19 protein-coding genes and 1 pseudogene are annotated in these 20,896 nt (G+C 36.0%); 3 read left to right on the forward strand and 17 right to left on the reverse strand.

All coding sequences use genetic code 11. The annotated features are described in order from the left end of the window. Positions 1-112 precede the first annotated feature (112 nt). The 3 genes from FOT98_RS16710 to FOT98_RS16720 all read right to left on the reverse strand — a co-directional run bounded on the left by FOT98_RS16710 (position 113) and on the right by FOT98_RS16720 (position 1,924). The gene (locus FOT98_RS16710) at positions 113-457 is read right to left on the reverse strand and encodes a hypothetical protein (RefSeq protein ID WP_260851096.1); all 345 of its coding nucleotides are present in this window, start codon (positions 455-457) and stop codon (positions 113-115) included. A gap of 11 nt (positions 458-468) precedes the next feature. Then, positions 469-666, reverse strand: a complete 198-nt coding sequence (locus FOT98_RS16715) for a helix-turn-helix transcriptional regulator (protein WP_061679317.1) — start codon at positions 664-666, stop codon at positions 469-471. Positions 667-901: 235 nt separating this feature from the next. Beyond that, entirely contained in the window at positions 902-1,924 is a 1,023-nt protein-coding gene (locus FOT98_RS16720; RefSeq protein ID WP_063262243.1) for a YeiH family protein, read from the reverse strand. Between the two features lie 152 nt (positions 1,925-2,076). On the opposite strand from FOT98_RS16720, the gene FOT98_RS16725 reads away from it, so the two are divergent. The 3 genes and pseudogenes from FOT98_RS16725 to abc-f all read left to right on the forward strand — a co-directional run bounded on the left by FOT98_RS16725 (position 2,077) and on the right by abc-f (position 5,028). Beyond that, entirely contained in the window at positions 2,077-2,970 is an 894-nt protein-coding gene (locus tag FOT98_RS16725) for a LysR family transcriptional regulator (RefSeq protein ID WP_063262244.1), read from the forward strand. Between the two features lie 34 nt (positions 2,971-3,004). Next, positions 3,005-3,127, forward strand: a pseudogene (locus FOT98_RS33440) (flavodoxin family protein); the annotation flags it as partial. Positions 3,128-3,393: 266 nt separating this feature from the next. After that, positions 3,394-5,028 (forward strand): ribosomal protection-like ABC-F family protein, encoded by a 1,635-nt coding sequence (abc-f, locus tag FOT98_RS16730; RefSeq protein ID WP_063262245.1) that lies wholly within the window; start codon positions 3,394-3,396, stop codon positions 5,026-5,028. Positions 5,029-5,128: 100 nt separating this feature from the next. Here the strand turns inward: abc-f and FOT98_RS16735 are convergent, their stop codons facing one another. From FOT98_RS16735 to FOT98_RS16800, 14 genes are all read right to left on the reverse strand, one after another. Continuing rightward, positions 5,129-5,440 (reverse strand): heavy metal-binding domain-containing protein, encoded by a 312-nt coding sequence (locus FOT98_RS16735; protein ID WP_000637523.1) that lies wholly within the window; start codon positions 5,438-5,440, stop codon positions 5,129-5,131. A 67-nt stretch (positions 5,441-5,507) separates the two neighbouring features. Continuing rightward, entirely contained in the window at positions 5,508-7,223 is a 1,716-nt protein-coding gene (locus FOT98_RS16740; RefSeq protein WP_061679322.1) for an ABC transporter ATP-binding protein, read from the reverse strand. A 319-nt stretch (positions 7,224-7,542) separates the two neighbouring features. Then, entirely contained in the window at positions 7,543-8,727 is a 1,185-nt protein-coding gene (locus FOT98_RS16745) for a PDZ domain-containing protein (protein ID WP_144291092.1), read from the reverse strand. 109 nt (positions 8,728-8,836) lie between these two features. Next, positions 8,837-10,273 carry a S41 family peptidase gene (locus FOT98_RS16750; protein ID WP_080349976.1) on the reverse strand — a complete coding sequence of 479 codons (1,437 nt, stop codon included), beginning with the start codon at positions 10,271-10,273 and terminating at the stop codon, positions 8,837-8,839. 118 nt (positions 10,274-10,391) lie between these two features. Next, positions 10,392-11,285, reverse strand: coding sequence for a permease-like cell division protein FtsX (gene ftsX / locus FOT98_RS16755; protein ID WP_000645023.1), 894 nt, complete (start codon positions 11,283-11,285; stop codon positions 10,392-10,394). After that, the gene (gene ftsE, locus FOT98_RS16760) at positions 11,275-11,961 is read right to left on the reverse strand and encodes a cell division ATP-binding protein FtsE (RefSeq protein WP_071724655.1); all 687 of its coding nucleotides are present in this window, start codon (positions 11,959-11,961) and stop codon (positions 11,275-11,277) included. Before ftsE ends, ftsX begins: the two co-directional genes overlap by 11 nt. A gap of 317 nt (positions 11,962-12,278) precedes the next feature. After that, positions 12,279-12,602, reverse strand: coding sequence for a cytochrome c551 (cccB, locus tag FOT98_RS16765; protein ID WP_000727965.1), 324 nt, complete (start codon positions 12,600-12,602; stop codon positions 12,279-12,281). A 584-nt stretch (positions 12,603-13,186) separates the two neighbouring features. Further along, positions 13,187-14,285 (reverse strand): peptide chain release factor 2 gene (prfB, locus tag FOT98_RS16770; RefSeq protein WP_097863750.1). Its coding sequence is split into 2 segments (ribosomal slippage): positions 13,187-14,212 and positions 14,214-14,285, totalling 1,098 coding nucleotides; the frame shifts between segments, so codons are not numbered across the junction. Between the two features lie 134 nt (positions 14,286-14,419). Further along, a complete protein-coding gene (secA, locus tag FOT98_RS16775) occupies positions 14,420-16,927 on the reverse strand; it encodes a preprotein translocase subunit SecA (protein WP_063262247.1) in 2,508 nt (835 codons plus the stop codon). A gap of 451 nt (positions 16,928-17,378) precedes the next feature. After that, the gene (locus tag FOT98_RS16780) at positions 17,379-17,906 is read right to left on the reverse strand and encodes a hypothetical protein (protein WP_063262420.1); all 528 of its coding nucleotides are present in this window, start codon (positions 17,904-17,906) and stop codon (positions 17,379-17,381) included. Between the two features lie 41 nt (positions 17,907-17,947). After that, on the reverse strand, positions 17,948-18,586 hold the full coding sequence (locus FOT98_RS16785) for an ATP-binding cassette domain-containing protein (RefSeq protein ID WP_063262248.1): 639 nt from the start codon (positions 18,584-18,586) through the stop codon (positions 17,948-17,950). Between the two features lie 3 nt (positions 18,587-18,589). Further along, a complete protein-coding gene (locus tag FOT98_RS16790) occupies positions 18,590-19,354 on the reverse strand; it encodes a hypothetical protein (protein ID WP_063262421.1) in 765 nt (254 codons plus the stop codon). A gap of 71 nt (positions 19,355-19,425) precedes the next feature. Beyond that, entirely contained in the window at positions 19,426-20,121 is a 696-nt protein-coding gene (locus FOT98_RS16795; protein WP_063262249.1) for a hypothetical protein, read from the reverse strand. Continuing rightward, entirely contained in the window at positions 20,108-20,896 is a 789-nt protein-coding gene (locus FOT98_RS16800; protein ID WP_063262250.1) for a hypothetical protein, read from the reverse strand. The genes FOT98_RS16795 and FOT98_RS16800 overlap by 14 nt, the downstream gene beginning before the upstream one ends.

Genomic DNA, 20,896 nt, shown 5'->3' on the forward strand with positions numbered 1-20,896 from the left:
ATGCCCTTTTTTAATCCAAATTTGAAGAGTTTTATAGTTTGATGGATTTTCCTTTGTCATTTTATTCACCTCCTTGTTAAGGATATTATAGCAAAAAATAGAACGTACGTTCCTATTTTTTCTTGAAAATAAAATATTTCTTTCGATTCACCTCACCACCTTCACTTACATTTAGAGGTGGGAGTCCTCTCGAAAGGCATGATAGAAATGCGAATACAAATGAGACATTTACATATTTTTTTATATTTTCATTTACTCGCTCATCTACATCTGGAAGTTCTTCTTTTCTGTACTTACGCTTTTTGTAATACACACACACTATCAAAAATACAATTGCTAAAACGTTACTCACTACGAGTGATAAAATTGGTATAGCCGGATTCATAATATGAACTACAATGTCTCCCAAAAATAATCCAAAAGTTGCACCAGTAAATAACTTTTTAGTATCGTTCATTTTTTCTCCCCTTACTCTAGCGTAAATATTTCCTCCACCTTCACCCCAAAATATTTGGCGATTTTTAAGGATAACTCTAGACTCGGATTATAATGATGGTTTTCAATCGCCACAATCGTCTGTCGCGTCACCTGCATCGCCTTTGCCATTTCAACTTGCGTTATATGATGTTGCTTTCTTAACTCTTTTATTGTATTTTTCACACCCATAAGCTCCACCTTCGAAAGTAAAGATATCTTTACTTTAATTATAAATATTTTCCATTTACAAGTAAAGATATCTTTACAAATTTTAGAAAAACGTTTCACCGAGCATCTTCCCTAACAACGTACAAGCAAGCGTAACTCAATTTTTATCGGCGATTTTTTTAATATATCGACATCCGTAGCACTATAATCATAAGAAAAAGCTGCCCCAAGTACCTTTGGGAGCAGCTTTTTCCTACTACATAAATCCTAACGCATATACAAGAACGTATCCAAGAATAGAAAGGCAAACCGAGCCGATCAGCCCCGCCATGAATGCTTTACTTCCTAACTTACGGAACGTTTTAAACTCTACATTTAAACCAAGCCCCGCCATCGCCATTGCAATAAGCATATAAGCAATGACAACAATGTATCCCGCAACAACTTCTGGTATAACCCCGAGCGAATGCACTGCACTCATCGCTAAAAATCCGAAGATGAACCACGGAATTGGAAGGTCGCGCCACGATTTTTTTTCCTCGCTTCCTTCACTCTTACCAAACCATAATCCAATTAAAATCGCTACTGGCACAAGCATTGCTACGCGCGTTAATTTCACGATAACTGCGATGTCTACAGCCGTACTTCCTCCTGGCGCCGCAGCTGCGATGACATGAGCGATTTCGTGCAGCGTCGCACCTGAGAATACACCGTAACCGTACGGTGAGAAGCCAAGCACTGGGTATAATAGCGTATAAATAAGTGTAAATATTGTACCTAAAATTGCAATAATCGCTGCGCCGACTGCCGTTTCCTCATCTTTCGCCTTCACTTGCGGCGCAATTGCCACGACCGCAGCCGCGCCGCAAATTGCAGTTCCGCACGCTGTTAAAATCCCTAGCTTCTTCTCTACTTTAAATACTTTCGTTAGTCCATATACAACGAAAATCGTAAATGTAATAACAACCGCTGCGATGACCAATACTTTCGGCCCTGCCTTCGCAATATCAACAAGATTTAATCGCATTCCAAGTAAGATAATCCCGAAGCGAAGTAACTTCTTACTCGCAAAGTTCGTTCCAGCTATCGCTTCTTGCGGGACTCCAATTACCGCACGCCAAACCATCCCAATTAGAATAGCAATTACTAATTGTCCCATAATATTTAAAAACGGAAGCTCTGCTAAATATTTCGCAGCAATTGCGATTAATAGTGTAATCCCAATTCCTTGCGAAAATCCAAAGCCCTTCTTCTTTTGTATAACAAGTGTTTGTTCCATTTTGAACCACTCCAATAATCGTATTGGAACATGCATGTTCTTTCTACTTACATTATAAGAGAGTTTCTATAATAAGTTTAATATCAATATTGAATCTCTATCATCAGAAATACTTATGATAAGATGAAAGAAAAACGAAAGGAGACCATTACATGAACGTAGACATTTTAAAAATTTTTGTTACTGTCGTTGAACAGAAACACTTCTCCCGTGCAGCAGAATTATTAAACCTTTCACAACCCGGCGTAAGTATGCATATACGCAACTTAGAAAACGAATTTGGCACTACACTTATTCAGCGCTCTCCGAAGCACGTTCAAGTGACGGAGGCTGGAAACATATTATATATACATGCAAAGCAAATGCTCTCTCTTTATGAAGATGCTAAGCAAGAAATTAACGAGCTACATAACGTTGTAACAGGAAATCTTCGCATCGGTGCTAGTTTTACAATTGGCGAATACTTACTTCCAAAAATACTGGCTAACTATGCGAATGAAAATCCACACGTCGAAGTTCATACCTTTATCTCAAATACAGAAGACGTTTTGCAAAGCCTTCGCTCTAATCAAATTGATATTGGCTTGGTGGAAGGGCAAGTCGTATACGCCGATGTTGACGTTGAAACGTTTATGCAAGATGAAATGAAGCTCGTCGTCCCGCCAAATCATCCACTGCTCCGCACAAAAGAAATAAATGAAAGCACACTCCAAGATCAAGTATGGGTATTAAGAGAAAGTGGTTCTGGTACACGCGCTTATAGTGACCGCTTTATTCATCAACACCATTTAAAACTGAAGCGCTTCTTTACATTCAGTAGTATCCAAAGCGTGAAGGAAGCTGTTAGTGCCGGACTTGGCATCGCTATCCTTTCTGATTGGACCGTACGGAAAGAGTTACTGGCAAAAGAGCTATTCCACGTTGAAGTTCCAAATGAACAACTCATCCGTCCATTCTCCATCGTGCGCGGCAAATATTTTATTCCGTCTAAAGCTATTCAAGTTTTTTTAAATCATGTAGATTCCTTTGCGAAAAAACAGAGTTGACCTTCACATTAATGTGAAGGTTTACAATACATGTAAAAGGAGTGCGCTTATCACTCAGTTTCAATACATCTTTGATTTTGTTGGTTCATCATTTGAAGGATATATCATTAGGGGCGCAAATGGATTAGATGAAATCAAAAATCATAAACAGAAATAAGTTTGACAAACCATTTTGTATGCGCATACAATAAAAGTAATATTATGAAAGGAAGGTACTTTGACCAATGAAGTTCTAATTCTCTTATTTATTTCATCCATCACAAACAGTGAACAAAAAATGATGAAAACTAGCAGGGGATTAGTCTGTCCATTTGTCGATACTTTCTTTCGAAACGATCATGTAAAAAAATCGTTTATTTATGTACGATTTTTACATGCAAGGGCGACGTTTATCCTCTCTAGTGAAACTAGGGAGGTTTTTTTATGACCATTTTATTCGCACGCAATATTGAAAAGAGCTTTGGTGATCGCACACTATTTACGTTACCGTCACTGGAAATCCAAGCACAGGATCGCATAGGAATTGTCGGAGTCAACGGAGCTGGTAAATCTACGTTATTACAAATATTAAGTAAAGAAATAGAAGCTGACACTGGCATAGTAACTCATCATAGTTCTATCAGCATCATTCCTCAGCTTAGCGAGGAACTACCGGAAACCGCTTCTTCTCTCGCAAAGGGAAAATGGAGTATTTCAAATATTACAGATGCAATGAGCGGTGGTGAACGAATGCGGCTAAAGATCGCCCATGCTCTCGAACAAGATGCAGGCATTTTATTCGCTGATGAACCAACAAGCCACTTAGATATGGTCGGTACAGAGCAATTAGAAAAAGCACTTTTATCTTATAAAGGGGCTCTTGTTTTAATATCGCATGATCGTGAATTTCTAGATAATATATGTACAAAAATCATTGAAATTGAAGACGGCATGATTCAAGAGTATAAAGGAAACTATTCCAACTATCGAAAGCAAAAAGAACGTGAACGAATACAAAAACAAGCAGAATATGAGCAATATATACAAGAAAAAAACCGTTTAGAGCAATCAATTTCACAAAAAAAGAAACGTGCTTCTAGCATGACAAAAATACCAACTCGGTTCAGTTCATCTGAATCTAAACTTTATAAGTTAAGTGGGGCTCACGGGCAAGAACAGGTTAGCAAAGCAGCAAAAGCATTAGAAACACGTCTCGAAAAACTAGAAAAGAAAGAAAAACCAAAAGATCTTTCTCAGGCTCAGTTTGACGTGCAATACCATACACCCATTCATAGTAAAGTGGCAGTACAGTTCAATAAAGCAACAAAGAAAATAGGCGACCGCACACTATTTAAAAATATGAATGGAACTATTGCCCCTAGTGCAAAACTTGCTATTTTAGGTGCAAACGGAAGCGGCAAAACAACTGTGTTCAACATGCTTCTCGCAAACGAGCGTGGCATTCAGCTTTCGAAGAGTTGCAAAATTGGATACTTTGAACAAACACTATCCATTTTAAAAACAGATAAAACCATTTTAGAGAACGTTCTAGAAGAAACCAACTATACAGAAGCATTCGTTCGAACAATACTCGCCCGGCTTCTATTCCGTCGTGAAGATGTTCATAAACCTGTGCATGTCTTAAGTGGCGGCGAACGAATGAAGGTTGCGCTCGCAAAAGTATTTTTAGGAAACTATAATATGCTTCTACTTGATGAACCGACAAACTATTTAGACTTAGCGACGCAAGAAGAATTAGAAAGCATGTTACAAGAATACCCTGGCACAATACTTTTCATTAGCCATGACCGTGCCTTTATTCGCTCTGTTGCAGACCATATTCTACAAGTAGACGAAAGTGAACCAAAAGTATTCCACGGTAATTACGAGCAATACACAAAAAGAACAACAGGGGATTCTGTAAACGTTACTGAACAAGAATTATTACGATTACAAACAAAATTAACAGAAATCATCGGCCGAATTTCCATACCAAATCATCACGATGACATCACGTCTCTCGAACAAGAATACGAAACATTATTAGTTCAAATACGAAAATGTAAAGAAGCGCTCTAATGTCTTCCCTATATATCGACAAGGCCTTCCGCATTTCCCAAGAAATATTTGACCTTCGACATGATAACAAAAAAGCCGTGCATCAGCACGGCTTTTTACTTTAAATACGGACAGCAGTTCCGCTCACTGCAACCATTAGCATCCCTTCGCGAACTACTTCGTAATCCACGTCGATACCAACAATTGCATTCGCATTTTTTTGTCTTGCGAAAGTTTTCATCTCTTCCATTGCAATGTCGCGTGCTTCTTTTAATTTACTTTCATAAGCACCTGCACGACCGCCGACAACGTCACGAACAGAGGCGAAAAGGTCACGAACGATATTCGCGCCCATAATCGCTTCTCCATTGACGATATCGATATACTCAATAATTTCTTTCCCTTGAATTGTAGACGTTGTTGTTACAATCATACTTTATAGCCTCCCATATAAGATGTTCATCTACTTATATGATGTGCTAATTCCGTACAAATTATATTTACGAACTAAACTGAGCTTCGTATAACCTACTGTATCCTCCGCCTTGCTCAATTAATTCTTCATGTGAACCTTGTTCTGCAATACCATCTTTATTTACAACGACAATACGATCTGCATTTTTAATCGTTGCAAGTCTATGAGCGATAACTAATGTTGTACGACCGACAGATAGTTCAGCAAGTGATTTTTGAATCGCTAGTTCCGTCTCTGTATCTAATGCAGAAGTCGCTTCATCCAATATTAAAATGGGCGGGTTTTTCAAGAACATACGAGCAATCGCTAGACGCTGCTTCTGTCCTCCTGAAAGTTTCACGCCGCGCTCACCGATAACAGTATCTAAACCGTCTGGTTGTGAGTAAATTAAGTCTTCTAACTGCGCACGTTTTACCGCCTGCCAAATTTCAGATTCTGACGCCTTTAAATTTCCGTAAGCAATATTTTCACGAATCGTTCCTGAGAATAAAAACACATCTTGCTGCACAATCCCAATCTGCTTACGAAGTGAAGATAACGTCATATCTTTCGTATCAATACCATCAATTTGGATTGACCCAGACGATTGTTCATAAAAACGTGGGAGTAAACTACATAACGTTGTTTTTCCAGCTCCTGATGGTCCAACAAACGCAACTGTTTCACCTGCATGTATTTTCAAGCTAATATCATTTAAAATCGGTTCTTTGTTTTCATATCCGAATGTAATGTTGCTATATTGAATATCACCATGTACATGTTTCACTTCCATCGCATCTTTAGAGTCTACAATGTCTGGCTCTGTTTCAAGAAGCTCTACATATCTCTTAAAACCAGCAATCCCTTTCGGATAGCTTTCAATTACTGCATTAATTTTTTCAATTGGGCGGAAGAAAATATTCGTTAATAAAACGAATCCGATAAATCCACCGTACGTTAATTCACCTTGCAGAACAAACCATGTACCGCATATTAAGACGAAGAGCGTTACGAGACGCATGAGCATATAGCTAATCGACGAATTTAACGCCATAATTTTATAGGCCATTAATTTTGTTGTACGGAAACGAGCGTTGTTAACAGCGAATTGCTCTTTCTCAAACTTTTCATTTCCGAATGCTTGTACAACGCGGATACCACCAACGTTGTTCTCAATACATGCATTGAAATCAGCAACATCTGAGAATAAACGTCTAAACGTACCTGTCATTTTTTTATTGAAGTAAAGCGCTAACCATAATAAGAATGGAATAACGAAGAACGTTAATAACGCTAACTTCCAGTTGATCATCATCATAAATGAGAATGCCCCAACTAAAGTCATTACAGCGATAAATAAATCTTCTGGCCCGTGGTGAGCAATTTCTCCAATTTCCATTAAGTCGTTTGTAAGACGTGAAATTAAATGACCTGTTTTATTATTGTCAAAAAATCTGAATGATAGCTTTTGAATGTGATCAAATAATTTCTGCCTCATATCCGTTTCAATGTTAACACCAAGCATATGTCCCCAATATGTAACGACATATTGTAAGCCTGCATTTAATATATACACTGCAAGTAAACCGAAACAAGCCCATAAAATAAGTGTCCAGTTTTGTCCTGGCAATAACTTATCAATAAATTGATTTACGATAAGTGGGAAGCCAAGTTCTAGTAACCCTGCGACAACCGCGCAAGAAAAGTCGAGTATAAATAAACCTTTATACGGTTTATAGTAAGAAAAAAATTTACGTAGCATATTTCCCCTCCATTTTCCAAAATTAAAAAGACTCTCTAAATGATAACCATTATCAAATAATTATTCAAGTTATTCGTCTATGAAACTTCAAAATTCAAAATAAGGTTTGCGATAGTTGTCGTTTTTTGCCGGAAAGTCGATATATTGGAATAATCGCTGATATATTTTCAGTTGCGCCGATATATTCGGATAATCGTTGATATATTTCGAGTTGCGCTGATATATTGGAATAATCGCCGATATAAATTTCAGTTACTACTAACTCCGCCCGCCCAACAACAAAAAAGGGTATCACCACAAGGTGATACCCTTTCTTCTATTACATCGCTTCCGAATCCCACTCATGCTCCTGCTGAACAAACACAATACCTAATTCATGATGTCCCCCAGCGTATAATGCCGTTTGGGCAAGGCGAATCTCTCCATTTGTATCTAATACTTCTAACTTGCAAAATGCTCCTGTCGTCTTCGTTTGAAGCGCATCATAAAATTCCTCAGCACTTCTTGGAATGACTCCATTTACTTTCGTAATCACTTCTCCAGGCAGCAAATTCAGCTCTGCCCCAATTGTATTCGGAATTGTATCTAATACAACAAGTCCATCATTACGTGCAGCGAAATACGCCGGTCTTGTTTCATCGGCAATTTTTTCTTGCATGGAAATCGTGAAACGTCCAAGCATCGCAACTCCCATCGCGATAATGGCAAGTACGTGCCACCAATAACTTGCGATTCCTAAAACAAGCACAAGTCCTGCTAATCCGTACACACGTCTTCCTGTAAATAATAAAGCTTCCGTTGGCTCATAGCTTCTAATCCTTCTCATAAATCCAATTAAAAATGGAACGAGGAATAGAGAATATGTATCTGAACCTATTGAAACGACAGGCCACCATGAAATAAATTGTGTTACCGCGTCACCTGGTACAAGAATAAAAATAGGAACGATCCATAAACGCTTTGATTCGTGTAAACCAATCTTTAATCCGCGCTTACCCTTCCTAATCTTCGGCGTCGAATATCCTACTGCATTTTTAGAAATCAACAAGCCCTCTACAACGAGCATGACGCCTAGTAAAATAGCAAGAGATACAATCGTATTCTCTTCACCCTCTCCAAGCTGTAAGAAGGAAACTGGTAGCTTAGAAGATAATAGAACGCATACAATCGCGATACTAAGCGTATAAGCCGCTGATAAATATCGATACATAGCAGTTAATCCAAATAGAAACGTCCATAATAAGATGACCCATAAGCTTGCTTTAGAAACAACAAGTCCAAGTCCAATCGTAATAATAGATACGATTAATCCGTATTTAACTCCTGCGAATAGAGATGTTCGCAGTTCAAACCAAATATCATAAACTTTAAAGGAAAAATCCTTTCGTTCACGTAACATACGTAAGTATCCAACGAAGATACTACTTATTAAAAATACATAGACAGCAGGGTGTAAGAAAAAACGTCCAACTGCCCGCATTATTTCAAAAATCCATGCCTCCACGAACCCATTCACCACCATTTATATCATTCTTTCTTTTTATATTATCATAACTGGACAAACGTTTGTTTAACACAAAAAAATACAGGCAGCAAACTGCCTGTATTTCACTTTATTTCGCTATTAATTTTAATGCGGACTGTAATTGTAAATCATTTTCTCCAGAACGGATTTTTTCAATAATTTTCGTTTGAATCGCCTCAGCTGTCTTTTTATCCAGCTGCCCTGTCGCTTCCATCTCATTCGCATTTTGGAATGCTTTCAGCGCTGATTCTGTCTCTTTACTAAAGTATCCATCTTCACGCCCCGGTACATATCCTAGGCTCTTAAGCATTTCTTGTGCGTGTTTTACTTGCACATCATTTGAATTGTATGAAAGTGTTTTTTCAATTTGAATTGGTGTCGCATGATAATAATCTGGTTGCTTCACTTCTACTGTAGGCGCGATTCCTTTTTTATGAATCCAGTTTCCATCCGGTGTTAACCATTTAAACATCGTTAATTTAATGTTGCTGCCATCTTTAAATGGAACGGCCTGCTGCACGGTACCTTTACCAAACGTTTTTTCACCAATTAAATCGTATCCTTCTCCCTCTTTTAGCGCACCCGCTAAAATCTCTGAAGCAGAAGCACTTCCGTTATCAATTAATACTGAAATTGGATATGGCTTTTTCTCCTTCAGTTCCGTAGAGAATTTCTTTTTCTCACCATTTCGTTGCTCTACTTGTAGCATCGGCTTTTTATCCGTCATAATTTCCCCTAGTATCTCTTCTACACTATTTAAGTAGCCACCAGGATTGCCACGCACGTCAATAACTAAGCCTTTGATATTTTTCTTCTCTAACTCTTTTAACTGATCCTTAAATTCTTTCGCCGTATTTTCAGCAAAAGAAGTGATTTGCATATAACCGATATCTTTTCCGCTCTCTTGTTTCACAGAACTAAACACAGTGAAGATTGGAATTTTTTCACGCTTAATTTTAAATACAATCGGATCAGCTACTCCTGCACGCTTAATTTCAATCGCGACAGTCGTTCCTTTTTTACCACGAATCTTTAATACCGCTTCTTCACGTGATAAATCTTTCACACTATTTCCATCTACAGATAAAATTTGGTCATTCGGTTTAATTCCAATCTTTTCTGCTGGTGAGCCTTTAATTGGAGATACGATAATAAGCTTACCGTCTGTTTTGTTCACCTCAGCCCCAATCCCCTCTAACTCAGGATCAAGTGATTCACTAAACTGTTTAGCCGTTTCTTTATCCATATACGTGGAATAAGGGTCCTTCAGCGTAGACAACATGCCTTGTATTGCACCTTCGACTAACTTGTCATCCTTCACGTCTTCCACATAACGTGAATCAATTAGTGCATACGCCTCATTAATTTTTGCCAAATTCCCTTGCGCGGTGCTAGCGTTTCCACTCGAAATTGTTTGCGTTACTTCTGCTGGGTTAACCCCAAATAAAGACATACCTGCAAACATTCCGCCAGCACCAATTAAAAATGCAACAACCATTCCAATAATTGCAACTCTACGTTTCAATGCGGAATTCCCCTTTCCAAAACACACAGGTGGTGTAGCAAAAGGCATCACACAGTGTGTGATGCCTTTACCTATTTCTACTATATGATAAGCTTGTACGAATTATGTTTGCAACTTTTTATACTTTTAAGAAGCGACGAATTGACATTACACTTCCCCACATACCGATTAAAGCCCCGATTAACACTAATAAACCAGCTAATTGGAACACGAAAGGACTGTATGGTAGAAGTTCGAAAATTGTTCCGCCAAGTTTTTCATTAAACACACTTTGTAATGAATTATACGTAACTAGAATTAGGCCAATTGGAATAATTGATCCTAATACTCCTAAGAATAATCCCTCTAATAAGAATGGCCAACGAATAAACCAGTTTGTTGCACCTACCAGTTTCATAATTTCGATTTCTGTACTACGAGCATAAATTGTAATTTTAATTGTGTTAGAGATTAAGAACATCGCTGTGAATAAAAGACCTGCAATTAACGCAATACCGATATTACGTCCTGTTTTTACAGTATCAAATAATTTTTCAACTTGCCCTTTACCATATTGAACATTACTTACAAACTGCATTTTCTCAATCTTTTTCGCGATTGTCGCTGTATCTGTTGGTTCTTTTGCTTTTACAATGAATACGTTTTTAAGTGGGTTATCTTGTTCAAATAACTCAAACGTTTTTCCGCTATCACCTAAGCTTTTAATTAAGCGTTTTAGCTCTTCTTCTTTAGAAGAATATTTAATAGAGTCTACTTTTGCAACCTTACTCATATCATCTTCTAATTTCTTTTGATCAGCTTCTTTTGCTGCTGGATCAATGTGTACACGAATCTCTACATCTTGCTCTACTTTCGTCGCAAAATGGTTCATATTCATAATCGCTGTTAAAAAGACACCTACAAGTAATAATGTAACTGTTACTGCACTAACAGAAGCAAACGTCATCCATCCGTTACGTGATAGATTCTTTACACCTTCTCGCAAATGTCGACTAAGGGTCTTAGCCTTCATATCCGTATCCTCCCTCAATCTCATCTCGAACAATTTTTCCGCCTTCAATCGCGATTACACGATGACGGATTGTATTTACGATATCTGCGTTATGTGTCGCCATAACGATCGTTGTACCGCGTTCATTGATACGTGTGAAAATCTTCATAATATCAAGAGCTGTTTCAATATCTAAGTTACCTGTTGGCTCATCGGCAATTACAACCTTTGGTCTATTAACAATTGCTCTCGCAATCGCAACACGTTGCTGCTCTCCGCCTGAAAGTTCACTTGGAAGTGCGTCTGCACGATCTTCAAGACCTACAAGACCTAAAACTTCTGTTACACGCTCGCGAATAGCTTCTTTTTCTTCTTCAATTACCTCTAAGGCAAACGCAACATTCTCATATACCGTTAACTTAGGTAGCAATTTAAAATCTTGGAAAATTACGCCTAATTGACGACGGAAATATGGAACATCTCTTTCTGCTAATGTTTCAATAACAAGTCCATTTACATTAATCGATCCTGTAGATGGCTTCTCTTCACGATACATCATTTTAATAAATGTAGATTTCCCGGCTCCACTCGGTCCAACTACGTATACAAACTCACCTTGTTTAATGTTAACTGTGAGACCAGCAATGGCTTTCATACCATTCGGGTACTCCTTATAAACATTCGTCATTTTTATCATTATTTATCACCCAATACTTAATGATTTTTTTTCGAAATACTTTTCTGTACATCTAAAAATAAAAGATAACCTTTTATTCTCGCTTAACCACTCTTGTTGAAGGTAGTCTACTTACAATCTTTTTATAAGCAATACTACTATGTAATATATTTCAGCAAAATTCTACAAACCCCATTGTAACATCAAACGGTTTCCAGTTCGGATACAATTTTGTTACAGTTATGTTACACTCCAAAAAAGGAAACGAGCTGTCATAATTCTTATCCAAAATCATTTTGGGATAAGATTATGTAATCAACTCGTCCATTTTACCCTTTTTATTTATGTTCAGCTAACCACTCAGCTACTTTTTTCGCATCCTCACCTTGAATAATTCCTGGTGACATGGAACCGCGACCTTTTTCAATAATCTTTTCAATCTCTGCTGCATCATATTTCTGTCCCACTTTTCGTAAATCTGGTCCAGTTGCTCCCGATAAATCTTTCGCATGACAGCCTATACAACTTTTTTGGTAAATTTGCTCGGCGCTATCCGTGCTTGCAGATTGTTTCGAAGGCTTACTCTCTTCTTTATTTCCACATGCTCCTAAAGCAAAAACAACTGATGTTCCTAGCGCAATAGCCAACAATTTCTTTTTCACTTCTATCGCTCCCCATTGTTGATATTCTTTTCATTCCTAACACACTCATTTTCATTATAAGCATTATCTTTATATAGAAAAACTAAGGTATATTTCATATTTTTCAAAAATACAGTAAGAATCCTGATAATATAAAGCTTTCATAAGTTGTTTCAATTCTGTGAACAACGTAAAAACTTCTATAAAGAATTCTTTTTGAACAGAAAATCAGAAAAGTTCTGTTAAAGTCTTACTCTATTGCCGCTCTGTTTTACTATTCTCTTCTTTTTACAAAACAATATACAACATTATATGCTACATATAATCCCATCAAAAAGAGAAGTTGTCGTTTCCAACTTCTCTTCCTCTTTACTTCATTTATAGAAATAAAATCAAATTCTTTATATCCTCGATTACCCTCAGCATACGCCGACAACTCTGTTGGCTTTTTTTCGCTTCCCCCGCATTAACGGGCAGTAAGATCCCCAACTCAAAATTCAGCGAAAGCAAAGAAGTTAGGTGCGGAATCAACTGTCTGTAAAAGCCCGATTGGTGAAGGCTAATAATCAGTGGGGATGTCCCCCACTGATTAAAGTTTCACTTTATTAGATGCGAGAACGTAAGTAAGCATCAATAAATGGATCAATTTCTCCATCCATAACTGCTTGCACGTTACCAACCTCTGTATTTGTACGGTGGTCTTTCACAAGAGAATACGGGTGGAATACGTAAGAACGAATTTGGCTACCCCATCCGATTTCTTTTTGTTCACCGCGAATTTCATCTAATTCTGCTTGTTGCTCTTCTAATTTCTTTTGGTATAATTTCGCTTTTAACATTTTCATCGCGTGCTCACGGTTTTTAATCTGTGAACGCTCTGACTGACATGTTACAACTGTGTTTGTAGGTGTATGTGTAATACGAACTGCTGAGTCTGTCGTATTAATATGCTGTCCACCTGCACCACTTGCACGGTACGTATCAATTTTCAAGTCCTCTGAACGTATTTCAATTTCAACTTCATCATTGAACTCAGGTACAACTTCACAAGATACGAACGATGTATGACGACGGCCTGAAGAATCGAATGGTGAAATACGCACAAGACGATGTACACCTTTCTCTGCTTTCAAGTAACCGTAAGCGTTATGACCTTTAATTAATAAAGTAACACTCTTAATACCAGCTTCATCACCTGGTAAGTAGTCAACCGTTTCTACTTTAAATCCACGTTTTTCAGCCCAACGTGTGTACATACGTAATAGCATAGAACCCCAGTCTTGTGACTCTGTTCCACCAGCACCTGGGTGTAATTCTAAAATCGCGTTATTTTTATCATAAGGATCGCTTAGTAGTAACTGAAGCTCATACTCATTCATTTCTTGAATTAAGCCTTTCACTTCCGATTCAAGCTCCTCATGTAAATCTTCATCATACTCTTCTTTTAAAAGCTCATGCGTGATTTCTAAATTTTCGAATGTTTCATCTAACTGACGGAACTTTCCAACCATCTCTTTCAGTGCATTAGCTTCGTTAATTACAACTTGTGCGCCTTGTTGGTCATCCCAAAATCCAGCACCCATCATTGTCTCTTCTAATTCTGCAATTTGTTTTTCCTTAGTAGGAAGGTCAAAGAGACCCCCTAAAAGCCGCTAATCTCTTAGCCATTTTCTCTAATTCTTGTCTAATTTCTACTAATTCCATTTCCTTCACCTCTATGTAATTGCTGTTACTTTCGTATGAAAACAAGGGAAACTCTCTCCACTTACTAGGGAGAGAGTTTAATCCTTTTTATTATAACTTGCAAAACAAGCTGAATTCAGCAGCCGCATTTTTTATTAGCTTACAATGCCACAGCAGTTTTTATATTTCTTGCCACTACCACATTTACATAAATCGTTACGGCCCACTTGGTCACCTTTTACAACTGGTTTTTTCTTCGCCTCTTCGCCATCACTAGATGGATGAACAGCTTCACCTTGGACAACTTCTTGACGCTCTAAGTTTTGTTCAATTTCAGCTTTCATAATGTAACGAGAGATTTCCTCTTCAATAGAAGCAATCATTGACTCGAACATTGCGAACCCTTCCATTTGATACTCACGAAGTGGATCAATTTGACCGTAAGCACGTAAATGAATACCTTCACGAAGGTGATCCATCGCATCAATATGCTCTGTCCATTTCGTATCTACTACACGGAATACAACAACTTTTTCGAACTCACGCATTTGCTCTTCTGGCAGAAGCTTTTCTTTGTCGTTGTAACGCTCTATTAATTTCGCGATAATTGGCTCGCTCATTTCCTCTGGAGCAAGACGACGTAACTCTTCTTCTTTTACATCGCCTTCTTGCAGAAGGTTTGTATTTAAGTAGTCAACAAGACCTTTAATGTTCCAATCTTCTTCAATTTCCTCTTGAGTATGAAGCGCAACAGCACGTTCTACCGTGGATTTCATCATACCTTCAATAATACTGCGTAAGTTCTCAGAATCCATTACTTCTTGACGCTGTTTGTAAATAACTTCACGTTGCTGACGAAGTACATCATCGTACTGCAGTAACTGCTTACGTGCATCATAGTTATTTCCTTCTACACGTTTTTGTGCAGATTCTACCGCACGAGAAACCATTTTACTTTCAATTGGCTGTGAATCATCCATACCAAGACGATCCATCATCGCTTTCATATTGTCAGAACCGAAGCGGCGCATTAGTTCATCTTCCATAGACAAGTAGAACTGCGTTACACCAGGGTCCCCTTGACGACCAGCACGACCACGTAACTGATTATCAATACGACGACTTTCGTGACGCTCTGTACCGATAACTGCTAGACCAACGTTTTTAATATCGTCTCCAAGCTTAATATCCGTACCACGACCAGCCATATTCGTCGCAATCGTTACAGCACCTTTCATACCAGCTTCTGCAATGATATCTGCTTCACGCGCATGGTTTTTCGCGTTTAAAATGTTATGGCGTACACCTTTACGTGTTAACATTTTTGAAATAAGCTCTGACGTTTCAATTGCAACTGTACCAACAAGAATAGGTTGCCCTTGTTTATGACGATTTACAATATCCTCAACAACTGCATTGAATTTACCTTCCATTGATTTGAAGATTAAATCAGCACGGTCATCACGAATAATATCTTTGTTCGTTGGAATTACGATAACATTCATATTGTAAATACTACGGAATTCTTCTTCTTCCGTTTTCGCTGTACCAGTCATACCAGATAACTTTTCATACATACGGAAATAGTTCTGGAACGTAATTGTTGCGAGTGTCATACTTTCATTTTGAATTTCTACGCCTTCTTTTGCTTCAATAGCTTGATGTAAACCTTCGCTATAACGACGACCTTTCATAAGACGACCAGTGAATTGGTCTACAATTACGATTTCGCCTTCTTGTACAACATAATCTGTATCAAGATGCATAACAACGTGTGCACGAAGCGCCTGATTAATATGGTGAAGAAGTGCTACATGTTTTAAATCGAATAAGTTTTCAATATGGAAAGCTTTCTCAGCTTTCGTAATACCATCTTCTGTTAACATTACATTTTTCGTTTTCACATCAAATGAATATTCTTTTTCATTTTCTAATGTACGAACGAATGCATTTGCAAACATATATAGCTCTGTTGATTTTTGTGCTTGTCCTGAAATAATAAGCGGCGTACGCGCTTCATCGACTAAGATAGAATCGACTTCATCGATAATAGCAAAATGAAGTGGACGCTGAACGCACTGTTCTCTATATAAAACCATGTTGTCACGTAAGTAATCGAATCCAAGCTCATTATTTGTGCTATACGTAATATCAGCAGCATAAGCCTCTTGTTTCTCTTCGCGTGACATACTGTTTAAGTTAATTCCTACTGTTAAGCCAAGGAACTCGTGAAGTTGTCCCATTTCGTTCGCATCACGTTGTGCTAAGTATTCATTGACTGTAACAACGTGAACACCTTTTCCTGTTAAAGCATTTAAATATACAGGTAATGTAGATGTTAATGTTTTACCTTCACCCGTTTTCATCTCAGAGATATTCCCTTCATGTAAGGCAATACCACCCATTAACTGTACGCCATACGGACGCATTCCAAGAACACGAGTCGCAGCTTCACGAACAACCGCAAAAGCTTCAGGTAGTAGATCATCTACTGTCTCACCTTTTGTTAGACGTTCTTTAAATTCAACCGTCTTTCCTTTTAATTGTTCATCAGTTAAAGGCTTAATAGATGACTCTAATGCATCAATTTGCTCAACTGTCTTCTGCATACGTTTAATTTGGCGTTGATTTACATCAAACACCTTTTTTAAAATACCGATCATAGGAAATACGCTCCTCTTTTTATTAAAATAAAACTTCCGATTGTTTTTCTTTTTCTCTATTACAATCAGTCGTCATAAAAATCAAATGTATGTTATGCCAATTTTTCTCCTAATTAAAAAAACTAAAATGTATATACCTAATGATAATTGTAACACTTGTCTTATAACTATGACAACAATCGGCCGAATGTCAGGCCTTATATTTAGAAAAAGTTTTCATTTCATGTGTTACGTTTCTTTTCTCTGTCTCGTTATTTCAAATGCACGTTACAAATTTCGTATTAAATCTAAATCGATAATTACAAAAAGCCGGAAATTTCGCAGGTGCAGCATCCGTGGATACTTACACCTGCGCAAAACCTCCGACTTTAAAAGATAATATTATGTTGCAAGATTTACTCAACCACAGTACCCAAAAGCACACTTAAAATATATTTGTATCAATCATGCATTAATTTATCGGTATTTCCAATTCATGATATTTCCCTTTCTTATCCTTCGCAAAAGCAATGAATTTCACTTTAGTTGATTCATTTGAAAAGTTTTTATAATTTTTATTAAGGTCATCCCCTATAAAATAATTTGTTCCTATATATCCTCGCACTGTTTTACCAGCAGGTATGAAAGGATCAAACTGGTATTGTTTAGGTAATTCCATTGAATAAGGGATTAAATTATAAAACTCGCCTATTTTAGAATAAAATAATACATTGGAAATAGACTGATCACTCAGTAAATTAATATCCTGATTTGTTGTATTTGTAATATCTAAGGGTAAAACATACGTCATTACTTCACGGTCTTCATAAGGATCATAAACTTTTGTAGGATCAAGAGGATCAAGTGCATGAAACGTAACTCCTTGTCCATCTTCAAAAGTTCTATTAGATAAAAACTCATCGATTACCACTTTATAAGATTCATTATTTAGATTTAATGTTTTAAATCTAAATAAACTCGCAAATATACATAGCAACACACACAATTCAATAATTATTAAGACATGCTTTCTTGTCACTCTTAATCTACCAACTTTCCATTATTAACATGTACAATACGATCTACTATTTCATCATCTAGAACATGCACATCATGACTGGCTACAATAATAGTCGTTCCTTTAGATTTTTCTACTTTCAAAATATCCAAAACATCTTTTATCCCATCACTATCTAAAGCATTAGTAGGCTCGTCTAATAACAATAATTTCGGTTGTTCCATTAAAGCTTGCGCTATCCCTAGACGTTGTTTCATACCTAAAGAGTATCTTTTATACTTTCTCTTATCTGTTTTATCAAGCCCAACTCTTTGAATAATATTATAAATTTCCTCATCAGAAATTTTATTGTTAATTGATGATAGAAATTTCAAGTTCTGAAAACCAGTATACCCTGGAATAAAACTTGGATATTCAATCAATATCCCCATAGAATCAGGGAATTGCTTTTGTTTTCCAATCATTTCATTATCTATATAAACAACTCCAGAATTCAAACGCATTAATCCTGATATAGCGCGTAAAATCATCGTTTTACCAGAACCATTATGCCCCTTCAAAACTAAAAACTCTCCTTTTTTTACTGACAAACTAATATTATCTAACACAATATTTCCTTTTAATCTTTTCGTCATACATTCACATTTAATATAATTATCCATAAATTATTCACCTATCACATCTAGTTTTTTTAAACAAAAACTACCTAATAAAATCATTACAACAACAATTACTACTCCGATTAAAAGTAACTCATGCCATTGAATAGATTGATTATTACCTAAAGTCAATTGAATTGAACTGTGATCAACAAAATACCAACGATTCGGCATAACAAAAGAACCTAAAAAATAAATACTATGAAAGAAAATAGACAAAAATAGGTACATCAACATCAGTATAAAAACAATAGTTATTGGTATATAAAGCGTTAAAAACTCAAAAATTAAAGCTAATAAAAAGCTTATAATTATTTGAATTAGCATAGTACCTACTATCTTATAAGAAAATTGACTATATACATTTGAAAAAGAATGCTCGCCAAAAGTAAGTACATAATAAACAGTAAACCAAATCAAATACATAGCAATCCAAATACTAATTATGTAAAAAAACAAAGATAGTATTTTCGTTAACCAAAGAAAATGCTTCTTCTTAACACGAGGAAATAAATAAACACCATTCTGTTGAATATCCGAAAGAGCAAACTTCCCTACTAGCAACAAAGGAACGATTTGAAAGAATATCCAATAAAAAGGGATAGAAAATCGCCCTTCCTTATAAAAATAAGATAAATCCACAAAGTCTACTCCATGAAAAAATCGATAAAAGGTAACATCTACTAATACAGGTTCTTTACCATTACTAAGAGGCTGATTGTATAAAAAAGTAACTACAATCATAGCGTAAATTAAGAATAAAAAAGCCATTATATTGATGGAATCTCTAAACCTTACATGTAAATCTCTTTTTAACAAATGATATAAAATCATCATGTAAACTAGATCACCTCTGTCTCATCATTCATAGAAATATAACTTTTTTTAGATAAAATCCATACACTTATAAAAAAGATAAAAAAACATCCAAATAAGCGTATAAGTAAACCAGTAGCATCTTCAAAAACATTTATATAAAAAGCATTTGTAAATAAAAATCCATGTAATATAAATCTATCTAATAAAACAGCAGTAATCATACATATTATTACAAGTAAACTAGGTAAAAATAATTGCAATAAAGCACTTATCATGCATATAAAAATATTCGCAAATAATTGAATGCAAAATAACAATGCATAATTTACAGAAACACTATTTACAGCCATCATATTTGACATCAAAAATAACTGTAAAATCATACTTCCAGCGAAAAAACAAACAAAAATGAATAGTTTCAAATAATATATAGAAACTAATTTCAATGCATTATTCACTCGAGAAACTACATAAATACTAAAAAAATTCGACATAGAATATACAGAAAAAACGATTGTTAAAGGAATAAATATGGTCGACAAATTATAAAACGACATAACCTTATACAAGGTTTCCAATTCGTTCATTTTCTCTTTTACAATTCCAGGTTCAAAATAATTGAACAAGCAACCAATGATACTAACATTAATTAAAAAGAGAATACTGAACCAAATATATTTCATCCTTATAGTTTCTTTCATTACATTATAAAAGAACATGCTTCCTACTCCCCCGTAAATAAAGAACTACAGAACAAAACCAAATACATAACAGCACACTAAGAAAAATTTGTAATTCAAAAAAGCCTAAGTCTTTAATTAAATAATCTTTAGGATTGAGAATTCCCTTTCCAATACCAAGCCAAAAAATATGTAAAATAAATGGCACTAAATAAATAAAATAAACTCGTTTTATAAAAAACGAAACTGATAAAGCCAAACTTGAAAAAAACGCACCGTATAAACCATTTAAAAATACATACATAAGAAAATATAAAGTAGGATACTCATAATAAACCGTATTAAATTGAGCTGTTGGTGAAACAGTAGCAGCCATATAATTTAATATCGGATGCGGAGCAACTGTTGGATAAGTCATCGCATATAAATAAAAATGAAATAGTAAAGGGACACTTATAATAAAAAAAGATACAATAAAATTCATAAAATAAAGTAGCTTAAAATAATGACTTATTCCCATTTTAGAAATAGCAGAATAAATAAATCCATAATTTTTATCAATTCTATAAATCCCTGCTACAGCCATTGCAGAAATCATCGGAAATATAAGTAAATAAAATTCACTATAAAATGGCGATCTATTGTGATGTAAAATGTTAGACAAATATGGAGATACCTTTATAATCCCAGCATCGTTAAACCCTTTCGTTGTTACTAGCATAGAGATATATTGAGCAGTAACAATTACTAACATAATAAATAAAGCTAACCAAAACATCCTACCTTTTAAAATCCTTCCTAAAAAGTAACTCAT

It is taken from the genome of Bacillus sp. HY001 (assembly GCF_007558965.1).
Classification (GTDB): Bacteria; Bacillota; Bacilli; order Bacillales; family Bacillaceae_G; genus Bacillus_A; species Bacillus_A mobilis.